This is a genomic window from Tenacibaculum sp. TC6, assembly GCF_050606265.1.
Classification (GTDB): Bacteria; Bacteroidota; Bacteroidia; order Flavobacteriales; family Flavobacteriaceae; genus Polaribacter.
Genome location: NZ_JBOCUK010000053.1, coordinates 1 through 15,005, shown reverse-complemented (window position 1 = coordinate 15,005; position 15,005 = coordinate 1). Strand labels below are relative to the sequence as shown.

14 protein-coding genes are annotated in these 15,005 nt (G+C 31.5%); 11 read left to right on the top strand and 3 right to left on the bottom strand.

Annotated features, from left to right (window positions below):
- Positions 1 to 191: 191 nt before the first annotated feature.
- Entirely contained in the window at positions 192 to 911 is a 720-nt protein-coding gene (locus tag ACQY1Q_RS16715; RefSeq protein WP_431006472.1) for a DUF4294 domain-containing protein, read from the bottom strand.
- A 106-nt stretch (positions 912 to 1,017) separates the two neighbouring features.
- Here ACQY1Q_RS16715 and fdhD point away from each other — a divergent pair, with 106 nt between their 5' ends.
- Genes fdhD through ACQY1Q_RS16695 form a run of 4 tightly spaced genes read left to right on the top strand, consistent with a single transcriptional unit; the run spans position 1,018 to position 6,325 of the window.
- Positions 1,018 to 1,821 carry a formate dehydrogenase accessory sulfurtransferase FdhD gene (fdhD, locus tag ACQY1Q_RS16710; protein ID WP_431006471.1) on the top strand — a complete coding sequence of 268 codons (804 nt, stop codon included), beginning with the start codon at positions 1,018 to 1,020 and terminating at the stop codon, positions 1,819 to 1,821.
- The gene (locus ACQY1Q_RS16705; protein ID WP_431006470.1) at positions 1,811 to 4,108 is read left to right on the top strand and encodes an FdhF/YdeP family oxidoreductase; all 2,298 of its coding nucleotides are present in this window, start codon (positions 1,811 to 1,813) and stop codon (positions 4,106 to 4,108) included. Before fdhD ends, ACQY1Q_RS16705 begins: the two co-directional genes overlap by 11 nt.
- Positions 4,109 to 4,156: 48 nt before the next feature.
- Complete coding sequence (locus ACQY1Q_RS16700; protein ID WP_431006469.1) at positions 4,157 to 4,789, top strand: SPOR domain-containing protein; 633 nt, start codon at positions 4,157 to 4,159, stop codon at positions 4,787 to 4,789.
- Between the two features lie 18 nt (positions 4,790 to 4,807).
- Entirely contained in the window at positions 4,808 to 6,325 is a 1,518-nt protein-coding gene (locus ACQY1Q_RS16695; RefSeq protein WP_431006468.1) for a hypothetical protein, read from the top strand.
- Between the two features lie 59 nt (positions 6,326 to 6,384).
- Here ACQY1Q_RS16695 and ACQY1Q_RS16690 read toward each other — a convergent pair whose 3' ends face one another.
- Positions 6,385 to 6,681, bottom strand: a complete 297-nt coding sequence (locus tag ACQY1Q_RS16690; protein ID WP_431006467.1) for a hypothetical protein — start codon at positions 6,679 to 6,681, stop codon at positions 6,385 to 6,387.
- A 103-nt stretch (positions 6,682 to 6,784) separates the two neighbouring features.
- On the opposite strand from ACQY1Q_RS16690, the gene ACQY1Q_RS16685 reads away from it, so the two are divergent.
- The 4 genes from ACQY1Q_RS16685 (at position 6,785) to ACQY1Q_RS16670 (ending at position 10,103) form a co-directional block, all read left to right on the top strand.
- The gene (locus tag ACQY1Q_RS16685; RefSeq protein ID WP_431006466.1) at positions 6,785 to 7,411 is read left to right on the top strand and encodes an NUDIX hydrolase; all 627 of its coding nucleotides are present in this window, start codon (positions 6,785 to 6,787) and stop codon (positions 7,409 to 7,411) included.
- Positions 7,412 to 7,468: 57 nt separating this feature from the next.
- Positions 7,469 to 8,272, top strand: a complete 804-nt coding sequence (locus ACQY1Q_RS16680) for a lysophospholipid acyltransferase family protein (RefSeq protein WP_431006465.1) — start codon at positions 7,469 to 7,471, stop codon at positions 8,270 to 8,272.
- Between the two features lie 37 nt (positions 8,273 to 8,309).
- Entirely contained in the window at positions 8,310 to 9,398 is a 1,089-nt protein-coding gene (locus ACQY1Q_RS16675) for a M42 family metallopeptidase (RefSeq protein ID WP_431006464.1), read from the top strand.
- 135 nt (positions 9,399 to 9,533) lie between these two features.
- Positions 9,534 to 10,103, top strand: coding sequence for an NUDIX hydrolase (locus tag ACQY1Q_RS16670; protein WP_431006463.1), 570 nt, complete (start codon positions 9,534 to 9,536; stop codon positions 10,101 to 10,103).
- Between the two features lie 68 nt (positions 10,104 to 10,171).
- Here the strand turns inward: ACQY1Q_RS16670 and ACQY1Q_RS16665 are convergent, their stop codons facing one another.
- Positions 10,172 to 11,179: a 3-oxoacyl-ACP synthase III family protein gene (locus tag ACQY1Q_RS16665; RefSeq protein ID WP_431006462.1), complete on the bottom strand. Its 1,008-nt coding sequence runs from the start codon at positions 11,177 to 11,179 to the stop codon at positions 10,172 to 10,174.
- Positions 11,180 to 11,367: 188 nt separating this feature from the next.
- On the opposite strand from ACQY1Q_RS16665, the gene htpG reads away from it, so the two are divergent.
- The 3 genes from htpG to ACQY1Q_RS16650 all read left to right on the top strand — a co-directional run bounded on the left by htpG (position 11,368) and on the right by ACQY1Q_RS16650 (position 14,932).
- Positions 11,368 to 13,275, top strand: a complete 1,908-nt coding sequence (gene htpG, locus ACQY1Q_RS16660; RefSeq protein WP_431006461.1) for a molecular chaperone HtpG — start codon at positions 11,368 to 11,370, stop codon at positions 13,273 to 13,275.
- A 223-nt stretch (positions 13,276 to 13,498) separates the two neighbouring features.
- Positions 13,499 to 14,428, top strand: coding sequence for an OmpA family protein (locus tag ACQY1Q_RS16655; RefSeq protein ID WP_431006460.1), 930 nt, complete (start codon positions 13,499 to 13,501; stop codon positions 14,426 to 14,428).
- Positions 14,429 to 14,443: 15 nt separating this feature from the next.
- Positions 14,444 to 14,932, top strand: coding sequence for a hypothetical protein (locus ACQY1Q_RS16650; RefSeq protein ID WP_431006459.1), 489 nt, complete (start codon positions 14,444 to 14,446; stop codon positions 14,930 to 14,932).
- Positions 14,933 to 15,005 lie beyond the last annotated feature (73 nt).

Sequence of the window (15,005 nt, the reverse complement as noted above, 5' to 3'; positions counted from 1 at the left end):
CTCACCGTATCTTATAACCCTATTTTAATGAACGTTGCTAACCTCTTTTCGCTGTTGCTATTTCCGTTAGCGGGTGCTAATATACAACCCTTTTTAATCCCCACAACTTTTTTTTAACCTTTTTTTAAAGTATTTTTAAATACAAAACCAAACCTATGAATAACAATAACTTACAAATCAAAAAAATATAACTAGTTTTTAGATTTCTTTTTTTTCTGTTTAGCAAACATCTTTTTATACTCTTCTACATCTATTTTTCCTTTCTTTTTAGAGAGTATAGCTAAGTAATCTCTTTTAAGTTTTGGTTCTTGAAATACTAATGATTCATCTATAAAGGCTCTTTGTATAATATCTTCTATTAAATAATCTTCATTTACACTTTCAGGATCATATTCAGATTTCAATGACAGTTTAAATAAGTTTGCGGTTGTATTGTACCAAAAGGCTTTCCACCCACTTCTTAATTCCTTTATATTATCAAAAGCCGTTTTTCCTGTTTGTCTATGTATTAACTTTAAAAGTACACGGCCTTCGGTTCGCGTTAACTTTTTAAGTCTATCCGTTAACTCTTCTTCTAAGTACTTTTGAACTCGTTTTATATATTCTCTTTTTTTTCTTTTGGAGTTAATCTTAGAAATCCTAACATTTAAACTATCTAACCTTTTTGAAGCTAACATGGCATAGGGATAAGCTTTAAAAACTTTTTTTCTAAACCAAAAGTAATAATGAACGTCTATATTAGAGTTAAACTTATGTTTAGGCAAAACAGATACTTCATTAAGATGAATCATTAATGAGTCTCCATCTTTTATTAAATAATAGTCATCAGCAAAGCTAGGCACAGAATCTTTTATTTGTGCTACAGCTACTGTGCTAAGTAAAATAATATATAAGGTATAAATCTTTTTCATTACTAATAATAGTTATGTCTATTTATAAAACAAGCGCTAAAGTTAATTATTTTAAATCTAGACCAATTTTTATTTTTATTTTTTTTATTAGCTATCTTTGTTTTTTATGGAACAAACCAGAGCATACCAATCTATAAAAGTCTCTACACATAACTCTTCTGAAATTGAAGACAGCTTGGTTATAGAAGCTCCTTTACAAATAAACATCAATAATCAACCCTATACAGTTATTATGCGTACACCGGGAAATGATGTTGAGTTAATTAGTGGTCTTTTATATGCAGAGGACATTTATAGAAAGAAACAACCTTTTATTATAGAGTCTATAGAAGATGACACCTATTATAATACAGTTATCAATATAACTATTGATAAAAAAGCACTTGGCAAAGGTTATTTAAATAAAAGAACGTTACTATCTGTTTCTTCTTGCGGCATATGCGGAAAAAAAGAAATAAGCGATATACAGGTTTCCGGTTCGCAACTAAAAACGCAATTAAAACTTACCTCCGACTCCATTAAGCGTATGTTTGATTATATGGTATCTTTTCAAACTACATTTAAAATTACCGGAGGAAGTCATGCTTGTTCTCTATTTGATGTTAATTCTAACATATTAACGTGTAAAGAAGATATAGGTAGGCATAACGCCGTAGATAAATGTATTGGAAGTTTATTATTAAAACAAGAACTTAACCTTGCAAAAATCATGTTAGTAAGCGGGCGTGTTTCTTATGAAATTGTGACTAAAGCTTTTTTTGCGAAAATACCAATCATAATTGCCGTATCTGCTTGCTCTTCACTTGCCGTAGATTTTGCTAAAGAATTTGGAATATGCCTAGTTGGTTTCAGCAGAAATAATAAAATGACCATATACTCAAACCCACAATATATTACTTATGAGTACTAAAAAAATACATGCACAACCTCCTGAAAAATTAACAGGAATACAATTAATCGAAGTTCCGGATAAAGCCGTTGGCACTAAAGCTATTGAATCTGCTTTAAGTCATGTTATATCTGAAACAGGAATTTCTAATAGTTTTAAGTTACTTAAAAACTTGAATCAAACTTATGGTTTTGATTGCCCTGGTTGTGCTTGGCCAGATCCTGATGAAAAAAGAGCCTTTTTAGCTGAATATTGTGAAAACGGGGCAAAAGCTGTTGCGGAAGAAGCTACAAAAAACAGAGTTAGCCCTATATTTTTTGCAACACATTCTATTGAAGAGCTTTCAGAATGGTCTGACTATGAAATAGGAAAAAGCGGAAGAATTACACATCCTATGATTTTACATGAAGGCAGCACTCATTATGAAGAAACTTCTTGGGAAAATGCTTTTAGTATAATTGGAGAAGAACTTAATAAACTAAGTTCTCCGGATGAAGCTATATTCTATACTTCAGGAAGAACAAGCAATGAAGCAGCCTATTTATATCAGTTATTTGTTAGACAATATGGAACAAATAATCTTCCTGATTGTTCTAATATGTGCCATGAAAGTAGCGGATCCGGATTATCTGAAACTCTAGGGATTGGAAAAGGTTCTGTTACTCTTGATGATTTTAAACATGCCGATTTAGTTATTGTTATGGGACAAAACCCGGGGACTAATCACCCAAGAATGTTAACGGCATTAGGAGAAACTAAAGATCACGGAGGGAAAATTATTACTATAAATCCTCTACCTGAAGTGGGTTTAATGAATTATGTTGATCCGCAAAACCCTATTAAATGGTTTGGTAACGGACAAAAATTAACCGATTTATTTTTACAAGTTAAAATAAACGGCGATGTAGCTCTTTTAAAAATTATTATGAAATTGATGAAAGAAAAAGAATTGGAACAACCTAATTCTGTTTTTAACCATCAATTCATCAATGAAAAAACCCATGGTCTTAATGAGTTTTTAGCTAATTTAGACACCTACACAATTGAAGAACTATTACCTCAAACAGGACTCACACTTCCGGAGATAAAAAAAGCACTACAGCTTATTATTAATAATGATCAAATTATTATTTGTTGGGCTATGGGCTTAACACAGCACAAAAACGGAGTAGATAATATTAGAGAGGTTGTTAATTTATTACTTTTAAAAGGTAGTATAGGAAAACAAGGAGCAGGCACCTGCCCCGTTCGTGGTCATTCAAATGTTCAAGGTGATCGAACTATGGGTATTTGGGAAAAACCTAAAGAAAACTTTTTACAGTCTTTAGAAAAGGAATTTGGGTTTGAGGCCCCAAGAAAACACGGATATGATGTTGTAGAAGCTATTGAAGCTATGCATGCTAAAAAAGCAAAAGTATTTATAGGAATGGGCGGTAATTTTATTTCTGCCACTCCTGATACCGAGTATACAGCTAAAGCACTACAAAACTGCGATTTAACAGTCCATGTTTCTACTAAACTTAATAGAAGTCATTTAATACATGGCAAAAAGGCTTTAATACTTCCTTGTTTAGGAAGATCAGAAAAAGATATTCAAAAAACCGGAGAACAATTTATTACTGTTGAAAACTCAATGGGAGTTGTTCACCAATCTAAAGGAAATTTACATCCGGCCTCAGATCATTTATTAAGTGAGCCTGCTATTGTTGCCGGTATAGCTGAAGCTACTCTTCACACATCAAAAGTTAACTGGGCTGAGTTAGCCTCAAATTATGATTTAATAAGAGACAAAATTGAAGCTACAATTAGCGGATTTGACAGCTATAATAAAAGAGTACGTATAAAAGGAGGATTTTACCTACCCAATAATGCCAGAGATAATGACTTCTCTCCTACTTCTACCGGAAAAGCCAATTTCACACTAAATAAACCTTCAGATATTTTTTTAGAAAAAGATCAGTTTATTTTAATGACTATCAGAACTCACGATCAATACAACACCACTATTTATGGCTTAAATGATCGTTATCGTGGTGTTTTAAATGAACGTCGTGTACTGTTTATGAATCCAAATGACATGGCTAATTTAGGATTATCAAAACTAGACACTGTAGATTTAATCAGTCATTTTGAAGGAGAACAAAGAATAGCCACAAAATTTTTGGTTATTCCTTATAGTATTCCTCAACAATGTACAGCTACTTATTTTCCGGAGGCTAATGTTTTAGTTCCTATAAAAAGTAAGGCGCGAATAAGTAATACACCTGCTTCTAAAGGAGTTATCATTACCTTAAGAAAGAGTAATTAAAAAAGATTTGTATTTTAGTAGCAGAAATCAACTTAAAATATTAGGGGTATGCCATTTATTGAAGAAGCGAAGTATCAGTTAATGCAAGAAGATATTGATACTGCTAAACTTAAATTAGAAGAATCTGAAAAAGAATTAAATGAGCTTCAGGAAAGCTATAAACATCAAAAACAAAAGTCAAGAACTATAATTGTTTTATTGTTTATTTTTCTAGGAATTGCCATTGGAGTCATTTATTTATTCAAAAACGGAACACTGAATAGTGAAGGAATAATTGTTAACAATAATAATACTGTTGATATTGAAGAAATCAAAGCTAAAGAAGCACAACGTGTTATTGATAGTTTAAACAATGCCAACGAAGAATCAAATTTAGATAATGCTTCTCTAAGTGAAGAAAACCTTGATGAAACACTAGGGAAAATTTCTAAAAACAGTAAAGGAAGTACTGTATATTCAGTGCAAATTGGTGTGTTTTCAAAAAACAAATACCCTTTATTATCTAAAGCTATGCTTTCTGGAATAGCTGTTCCTGATGATGGTTACTTTAAATATTCTTTAGGTATATTTGCCTCTTTAGATGAAGCCAAAAAACTAAAAAACGAATTAGTTAAAGTAGGATTTAAAGATGCTTTTGTGGCTTCATATATAAACGGTAAAAGACAACAAATACATCATTAAAATTAACTCACATATTTTATGTTTAACAACATAATTAAAAGAACACTCATAGTATGTTTAATATTGAGTGTTCATTTTTTTTACGGACAAGAACAATTAGCAATTCAAAAAACACAACAAGGTTTTGGTCAATTAGACTTTCTTTCTATCAAAATGCCCAGTGATGAAGCCAACATGGATTTTGCCGGTTTGCACTATAATTTAAAAATTAATCAATGGAGCTATGCCGGACTTGGCTTTTACGGAGCTGTTGGCGGTATTAGAGGAGGTTTTTTTACCTTAGGAATTAATGCCGGAATTCAACAAAAAATAACCGATAAATTATTTGTTGACGCCGGAATTCATTTTGGCGGTGGCGGTGGTGCCAGTGCTCCTGATGGTGGAGGTGCATTTATTTTACCTCATATTAATTTAGGATATGATTTTAAATACTTTTCTACAACTGCCGGATATAGTTATGTAAACTTTTTTGATGGCGGAACTATTAACAGCAGCCAATTTAATATGGCTGTTCAAATTCCTCTATCTTTTAAATCATCTTCTTTCGATAATTTAGAAAAAGAATATTCTTTTGAAGATTTACAAAATAGTGACTGGAATATAAACAGTAGTCGTATTTCTTTATTAGTTCATTTAAACAATTTATCTGTTACTAAAGGATCGTATAAAGGAAACACAATTCGTTTAGCCGGTTTTGAAGTAAATTCCTACATAACAGATAACATTTTCTTCTTTGTAAAGGCTGATGGTGCTTATCATGGAATAAAAGCAGGATATATGGATATTTTTCTTGGAGGAGGATATCATTTATCTATGAATAAAAACAGAACGAACATTCTCGCTAAATTTGGAGTTGGAGCCGGTGGAGGTGGCGGCGTTGATACACAAGGTGGTTTTTTAATTTATCCTGATCTATCTTTAGAACAAAAACTTTTTGATAATGTATATGCATCAATTAATAAAGGTTACTTAATGAGTCCTAATTCTCATTTTGTAACATCAACTTTTGGTTTTGGCCTTAAATATTATCTCGACAAAGATGGTATTAATTCTGACAACCTTTCCTTTTCAAAAGGAAGATTTAAAGGATTAGAAGCCATTGTAAAACAAGATTTATATTTAGATGCTCAGAGAGACGGAGGTTTTAACCAAAATATGCATCAAATATCACTGCAAATTAATTTCTTCTTAAACAAGTACGTCTACGGTGCCGGACAAACCTCCTTTGCTAATTTTGGGGATGCAGGTGCTTATGCAGAAGGTATTGTTGGTTTAGGAGTTATGAGTAATCGTTTCTTTAACAACTCCACTTCTATTTTTGGTCAAATATTAGGAGGCGCTGCCGGCGGTGGCGGTATAAGTACAGGACAAGGGTTAATTGTAAAACCTAGTGTAGGTATAAATTATAAATTATCAGATAATTTAAGCCTTAGAGGTGCCTTAGGATACGTAAAAGCAAAAGGTGGTGGTTTAAGCACCACATTTGTAAATGTAGGTATCAACTATCACTTTTCTTTTTTAAGTATGAAAAAGTAATTCTATATAATAGATAAAAGCAATGACTTATATTTATAGGTCATTGCTTTTATCATTTTTTAAACTTCTATTGTTTTTTTAGGTTCTTTCGAGCTTGTAAATACATACGTAAACAACCACATTAAGGTAAAGGTAGGTATTACATCTAAACCAGGCATTGCTTCTTCTATAAAAGTAACTGCCGCTGCTATTTTACCTTTATTTCCCTTATACATTTTAGTCATTAAATAAGCGGAAACCGGAGCCCAAACAACATCAGATAGTTCTCCCAAGCCCGGAATCAAAAAAGAAACATATCCTACTGCGTCTAAAACCAGACTCAAAAAGAGCTTTTGATATTTATATTCTTTATTCATGTTTTTTGTTAGATTTTAATGTTTACAAAAGAGCAAAATTCAAGCCAAAAATTGGTTTTCCTTTTTTAAATGTAATATGTTTGTTTTTAAATATACAATTAATATGTTTTTTTCTGATTTTATCAATCAAATACATCGTTTTCAACATAGCTCACTAGGAGGCATACAATCTCAATTTAAACTAGCTCCTGAATTACGAAAAAAATATTCAGAAGAAATGATTTTAACTAAAACACCGAAACAAGCGGCTGTTTTAGCACTGTTTTATCCTGATGAGTACAATAGAACCAATTTTTTACTAACCCAAAGAGCCAGTTATAAAGGTACTCATTCTGCGCAAATAAGTTTTCCCGGAGGTAAAGTTGATAACCAAGATAATACTTTAGAAGAAACTGCCTTACGAGAAACCGATGAGGAAGTTGGAGTAACTACCAATGAAATAACTATTATCAGGCAACTTTCAGATACTTATATTCCACCCAGTAATTTTCTCGTAGCTCCTTTTATGGGATTTTGCGAACATAAACCTTCTTTTATTCCCAATAATGAAGTTGCTAATATTATTGAGGTTTTAGTTGAAGATTTACTTGATGACAATAATATTATTTCTGTTCCTATGAATACTTCTTATATGCAAAATATTGAAGTACCTTGCTTTAAATTAAACGATTACATTGTATGGGGAGCCACTGCTATGATGTTATCTGAAATTAAAGATTTAATTAAATAATAACATTGTTCTTTTTCTTTTGTAATTTAGCATTATACTAATAAAACCAACATAAATATGCCCTTATTTAAAAGGAATCCGTTCGGACACATTTTATGGATAAAAAAATGGCTTATACGTATTTTAGGAGTTATATCACACGGTCGTTACCGTAGGTTTAATGAGCTACAAATAGAAGGTTCTGAAATTATTCGTCAACTCCCTGAAAAAAACGTTCTTTTTATTTCAAATCACCAAACATATTTTGCTGATGTAGCTGCCATGTTTCATGTTTTTAATGCAGCCTTAAAAGGTAGAGTTGATAACATTAAAAACATTGGTTATATATGGCATCCAAAATTAAATATATATTATGTAGCAGCCGGTGAAACCATGCGTTCCGGACTTTTACCTAAAATTTTTGCTTATACCGGTTCTGTTTCTATAGATAGAACTTGGCGTAGTTCAGGAAAAGACGTGAACAGGCAGGTAAAAATGTCTGATATTTCTAATATAGGAAAAGCCTTAGATGATGGCTGGGTAATTACTTTTCCTCAAGGAACTACTACTGCTTTTAAACCTATAAGAAGAGGAACTGCACATATAATTAAAACGTATAAACCAATAGTAATCCCTATTGTTATTGATGGTTTCAGACGCTCTTTTGACAAAAAAGGATTGCAAATAAAAAAGCGTAACGTTTTACAATCGATGATTATTAAAGATCCTTTGGAGATAGATTATGACAAGGAAACTATTGAAAGTATTGTTGAAAAAATTCAATATGCAATAGAGCAACATCCGTCATTTTTAAAAGTACTTACCCCTGAACAAATTAAAGAACAAGAAGAATTAAATGAAAAACGTAAGTTTTGGAGTTAACTTTTAACTTGAATTTACGTATCAATACAATTAAAATATGGCTTCAACATCAATTTTAAATCAAAAGTCATTAGACTTTTTAGAAAGATACTTAAATAATGCCGCACCAACCGGTTATGAATGGGATGGTCAAAAAATTTGGATGGACTATCTAAAACCTTATGTAGATGAATTTATCACGGATACCTACGGTACTGCTGTTGGGGTTATTAATCCGGATGCTAAATACAAAGTAGTTATTGAAGGACATGCAGATGAAATTTCATGGTATGTAAATTATATTACTGATAACGGTCTTATTTATGTAATTAGAAACGGTGGTAGTGATCATCAAATTGCTCCTAGTAAAATAGTAAATATTCATACTAAAAACGGAATTGTAAAAGGTGTGTTTGGATGGCCGGCAATTCACACTCGTAACCGTGGAAAAGAAGAAGCTCCTCAATTAGATAATATTTTTATTGATTGTGGTTGTTCTACTAAAGAAGAAGTTGAAAAATTAGGTGTACATGTAGGTTGCGTTATTACCTACCCTGATGAGTTTCATATTTTAAACGAAAATAAATTTGTCTGTAGAGCCTTAGATAACCGAATGGGAGGTTTTATGATTGCTGAAGTTGCACGTTTATTACATGAAAATAGAAAAAAACCTCCTTTTGGATTATACATTACCAACTCTGTACAGGAAGAAATAGGATTACGCGGAGCTGAAATGATTACCCAAACTATTAAACCTAACGTAGCTATTGTTACTGATGTTACCCATGACACAACTACTCCTATGATAGATAAAAAGAAGGAAGGTCATTTAGAAATGGGGAAAGGACCTGTTATTGCTTACGCTCCTGCCGTACAACAAAAATTACGTGATTTAATTATTGATGCTGCAGAAAGTAATGAAATTCCTTTCCAACGTTCTGCCTTATCAAGAGCTACCGGTACCGATACTGATGCTTTTGCTTATAGTAACGGAGGTGTTGCTTCTGCACTCATATCATTACCTTTACGCTACATGCATACTACAGTAGAAATGGTACACAGAGAGGATGTAGAAAATGTAATTAAAATAATTTACGAGAGTTTATTAAAAATTGAAAACGGAGAAAATTTCTCTTATTTCAAATAATATACAAACAAAGAAGCGTCGTTACAAAAAAGGCAAAACAATAACGTTGTTCTTTCTACTTTAACGTAATGACGCTTTTAATTAACAGATAAATTTCGTGGATTTACTTCTTACCATCCACATAAACGTCTTCTTTTGACACAAAATTATCTTAACAGTAACATGGATGAACTTATAGATATTATTGATGAAAAGGGTAACTACACAGGAAAAACCTGTTTAAAATCCGAAGCTCATAAATATGGGTACTTCCACCCTACTGTACATGTTTGGCTATATACTTCTGATGTTAAAATTTTGCTACAAAAAAGATCCTTAACCAAAAAAGTATTTCCCGGATTATGGGATATATCGGTAGCAGGTCATATTTCAGCTGGAGAAAATATTATAGATGCTGCGCTGAGAGAAGTAAAAGAAGAAATAAATTTTGACATAGCGCCGGAACATTTATTTAAAATAGGCACCAGAAAGCATCAGGTAAATCATCCAAACGGAATTATAGACAATGAGTTCCACCATATTTTTATTGCAGAGTTAACAACGCCTCTAAACAATTTAACTCTTCAGGAAACAGAAGTTGATGAAATACAGCTTTTTGATTTGGAAACTATAAAAAAAACAAAACAGTTAGAAAATGTACTATTACCTAAGTATCACGACTACTATTGTTTTGTATATGATGAAATTATAAAAAGAATCAACTAAACTAAGTTTAGTAAAAAGTCTTTCAAAATTTTAGTTTCCTAAAACTCTGAAAGACTAAAAAATATTTTTTACCAACGGATAACTACAGAACCCCAAGTAAATCCACTACCAAAAGCAGCTAACACTACTAAATCACCATCATTAATTTTTCCTTTTTCCCACGCCTCAGTTAACGCTATAATTACTGAAGCAGCTGTAGTATTTCCATACTTTTGAATATTATTGTATACTTTTTCATCAGGTAAGTCAAATTTTTTCTGAATGAATTGTGCAATACGTAAATTTGCCTGATGAGGAATTAACATATCAATATCTTCTTTCTGCAAGTTATTTGCTTGTAAACCTTCTACAATTGCCTCAGAAAAACGAACTACTGCATGTTTAAATACAAATTGTCCGTTCATATATGGGTAATATGATACATCATCAGGATCATTAGCTTCCATAATTTCAGGTACCCAACGGCTTGTTGAAGGTCCTTCTAATGCTAATTCACCGGCATATTTTCCTTCTGAATGCAAATGAGATGATAAAATTCCCTTTCCTTCTTCTTCGCTACGTGATAAAACCGCTGCTCCGGCTCCATCTCCAAAAATTACAGTAACCCCTCTTCCTCTGGTTGATTTTTCTAAACCTCCAGAATGATTTTCAGAACCTATAACCAAAATATTTTTATACATACCCGTTTTTATAAACTGATCAGCTACTGCCAGAGAGTAAATAAATCCGGAACATTGATTACGCACATCTAGTGCTCCAATAGTAGGCATATCTAACATATCCTGAACACGAACACCGCCCCCTGGAAAATACATATCAGGACTTAGAGTAGCAAAAATGATAAAGTCAATATCATTTTTAGATAAACCAGCTCTCTCTATCGCTATTTTAGCAGCCTTTGCTCCCATTGAAGAAGTGGTTTCACCTGTTTTAGGATCTATCCAACGACGCTCTTTAATCCCGGTTCTTTCTTGTATCCATTCATCACTCGTTTCCATCCACTGGGTTAAATCATCATTTGTAACCACGTTATCAGGCACGTAATACCCTAATCCTGTAATTTTTGAACTATACATAATTTTTTATGTTATTTTTTTACTTGTATGCAAATTTTCAGCCTCCAAAAGTACTAATTTTTAATTTTTTAAACAATAAACAATCTTCATCATCCGTAAAACCTGTCATCTTGTCATTTTATATGAGCTTGGTATTTTTTTTGACTTGTATGTAAAAACAAAAATAAAAGCAATCAAAATATAAAATTATGAGTAAAGGAAACATTAATGTATCAGTTGAGAATATTTTTCCACTGATTAAGAAATTCTTGTATTCTGATCACGAAATCTTTTTACGTGAACTTATTTCTAACGCTACAGATGCGACTACTAAATTAAAGCATTTAATTTCTATTGGTGAAGCTAAAGTTGAATATGGCGCTCCTAAAATAGAAATACTAATTGATAAAGAGAATAAAACACTTACCATTAAAGATCAAGGTTTAGGTATGACAGCTGAAGAAGTTGAAAAATACATAAACCAAATTGCTTTTTCAGGAGCTGAGGAGTTTTTAGAAAAGTATAAAGATGACAAAAATGAAACAGGTGTTATTGGCCATTTTGGATTAGGTTTTTATTCTGCATTTATGGTAGCCGATAAAGTAGAAATCATTACCAAATCATATAAAGATGAGCCTGCTGCACATTGGACTTGTGATGGTTCTCCAGAATATACACTTGTTGAGCATGACAAATCTGACAGAGGAACAGCTGTTATTTTACACATTGCTGATGATTCTACTGAATTTTTAGAAGAAGGAAAGATTAGAGGTTTACTTACTAAATACAATCGTTTTAATCAAATTCCAATTAAATTCGGAACTAAAAAAATAAACGATCCTGATTTTACCCCGCAAACAATTACTGATGAAGACGGGAAAGAAACTAAAGAGCCTCATAAACAAATTGAAGTTGATAACATTATCAACAATACTGAACCTGCTTGGACTAAAAAACCTTCAGATTTAGAAGATGAAGATTATAAAAACTTCTATCGTGAATTATATCCGATGCAATTTGAAGAATCTTTATTTCACATTCACTTAAATGTTGATTATCCGTTTAATTTAACAGGAATTTTATTCTTCCCTAAATTAAGTCAGAATTTAGACGTTCAAAAAGATAGAATTCAATTATATCAAAACCAAGTTTTTGTAACTGATAATGTTGAAGGTATTGTTCCTGATTTCTTACAAATGCTTAAAGGTGTTATTGATTCACCGGATATTCCTTTAAACGTTTCTCGTTCTTATTTACAGGCTGATGGAGCAGTTAAAAAGATTTCTGGTTATATTACTAAAAAAGTAGCAGAAAAATTAACTTCTTTATTTAAAAATAATCGTGAAGATTTTGAACAAAAGTGGAACGATATTAAAGTTATTATTGAATATGGAATGTTATCTGAGGAAAAGTTTTTTGATAAAGCTAAAAAGTTTGCCTTATTCCCCACTGTTAATAACGAGTACTTTACTTTTGAAGAGTTAGTTGAAAAAACTAAAGATGCTCAAACAGATAAAGATGGTAACCATATCTTATTATATGCTGCTAATAAAGATGCTCAACATAGTTATATTGAAGCGGCAAAAGCTAAAGGTTATGAAGTATTAGTACTAGATTCGCCTATTGTTTCTCACTTAATGCAAAAATTAGAAACTACCGGTGATAGCAAAGTTCAATTTACACGTGTTGATGCTGATCATATTGATAATTTAATCAAAAAAGATGATACTATTATCTCTAAACTTTCTGATGAAGAGAAAGAAAAATTAAAACCCGTTATTGAAAGTGCTATAAACAATACTCACTATACTGTACAGTTAGAGGCTATGGATTCTAGCGCCTCACCTTTCCTTATTACCATTCCGGAATTCATGCGTCGTATGAAAGAAATGAGTGCTACCGGAGGAGGTATGATGGGAATGGGTAATTTACCTGAAATGTATAATTTAGTAGTAAATACAAATCACCCGTTAGTATCTGAAATTTTAAATGCAGAAACAGAAACACAATCTCGTTTAGTTTCTCAAGCATTTGATTTAGCTAAGTTATCTCAAAACTTATTACATGGTGAAGAATTAACTAATTTTATTAAACGTAGTTACGAGTTAATTAAATAATTTTTCATCTATATTTTTAAAAACTCACCTCAAAACAGGTGAGTTTTTTTATACCTAAATATTACTCCTAATCAGTCAATTAATGTCTATAATGAGCTTCCATTTTAAAAATACCATGCCAACAAAAAAACAAAAACGTACTTCTCTTAAATACCTAACAATTTGATTAATTAAAAGTTTTTTATAAATTTAAGGCTGAAACAAAATCAACTCCCCTTATTTTATGAGAAACTTTTTAAAAGCTTTTCTCGTTTTTTTATGTTGGGCTGTACTTGCTCTACTTGTATACAACCGTAATAGCTATTACGATGACCCTTTGGCTAAACAAACTACAGGTGAAGAAAAGGCTGAAATTCAAAATGACACTATAAAAAAACAAGAAAACTCTCCTCCGGCAACTGTAATACCACAAAAGACTATAGAAACTATCTCAGAAACTAAAGAAACAATTACAGTTCTTCCTTTCAACCATAAATTTATTACCCATAATAGCCATACTAGGGTATTATTTCCTCAGAATTTCCATTATTTTAAAGATTCTATTTATAATTTTTTAAATCACCATCCTGATAAGGAAATTATAATTTCTGCTCAATATTTACCTTCTGAAATGGTCAACAATAATTTAACTTTTGGTAAAGCCAGAGCTGAATATTTAAAAAGCCAATTAGTTAAATATGGTGTGAACCCTTTAAAATTAGTTAGCAAAGATTCTGTAACTAACTACACCTATGATAAAGACGGATATTATGCTAACGGAATTACCATTTCTTTTAAAAATATTTCTAAAGAAAAACGCGCCACTCTTGAACAAGAAATAACCCATAAAACTTTATATCCTGATTTTAATACAAATACAGTAAAACCTGATAAAACTATACAAGCCTATACTGTTGAGTTAAAAAATTACTTACAGAAACATCCGGAAAAAAAAGTAACCATTACAGGTCATACTGACAATATGGGTAATGATGATAGTAATTATCAAATTGCTTTAGAAAGAGCCAAGAGTATTGCCGCTTATTTTGAAAATATAGGAATAGACAAAAACAAACTGAACGTACAATCAAAAGGAGAAACCGCTCCTATTGTTGATAATAATACAACCAAAAACAGAATTAAAAATAAACGAATTGAAATACTAATCAACTAACAAACTCCCTTAAATATGATCCTATTTATAACTAACAAAACATTACATCTCCTCGAGCTATTCTTTTGGATGTTTGGTTCTTTCCTTATCGGTTATGTTTTTTCATGGTTATATTTTAAAAACAAGTACAAATCACAATTAGAAGAAAGTACAGAAACCATTACAGAATTAAGAACTGAAATGCAATCGACCATCAGAGCTAAGAAAACTGTTGAGCGTGGAGGTATAGAAATAAAATATCCTAAAGAACTTAATTTTGAAAATATAGGAATAGCTTCTGAAGAAACTAAAGATGATTTAACCTTAATTAACGGTATTGGAAACTTTATTGAAAAGAAATTAAATAGTATTGGTATTTATACCTATACCCAAATCAGTAAACTTTCTAAAGATGATATTGAAATTATTACAGATTTAATCCAGTTTTTTCCCGGTAGAATTGCCAGAGATGATTGGAAAGGACAAGCTAAAAGATTATTGGAAAATAATAGTTCAGAAGACTGAGTCGTCCTAAAATAGGTTGACAGATTTAAAAAATATTATTTAAACCAGAGAGGCTAGCTTCTCTGGTTTTTTG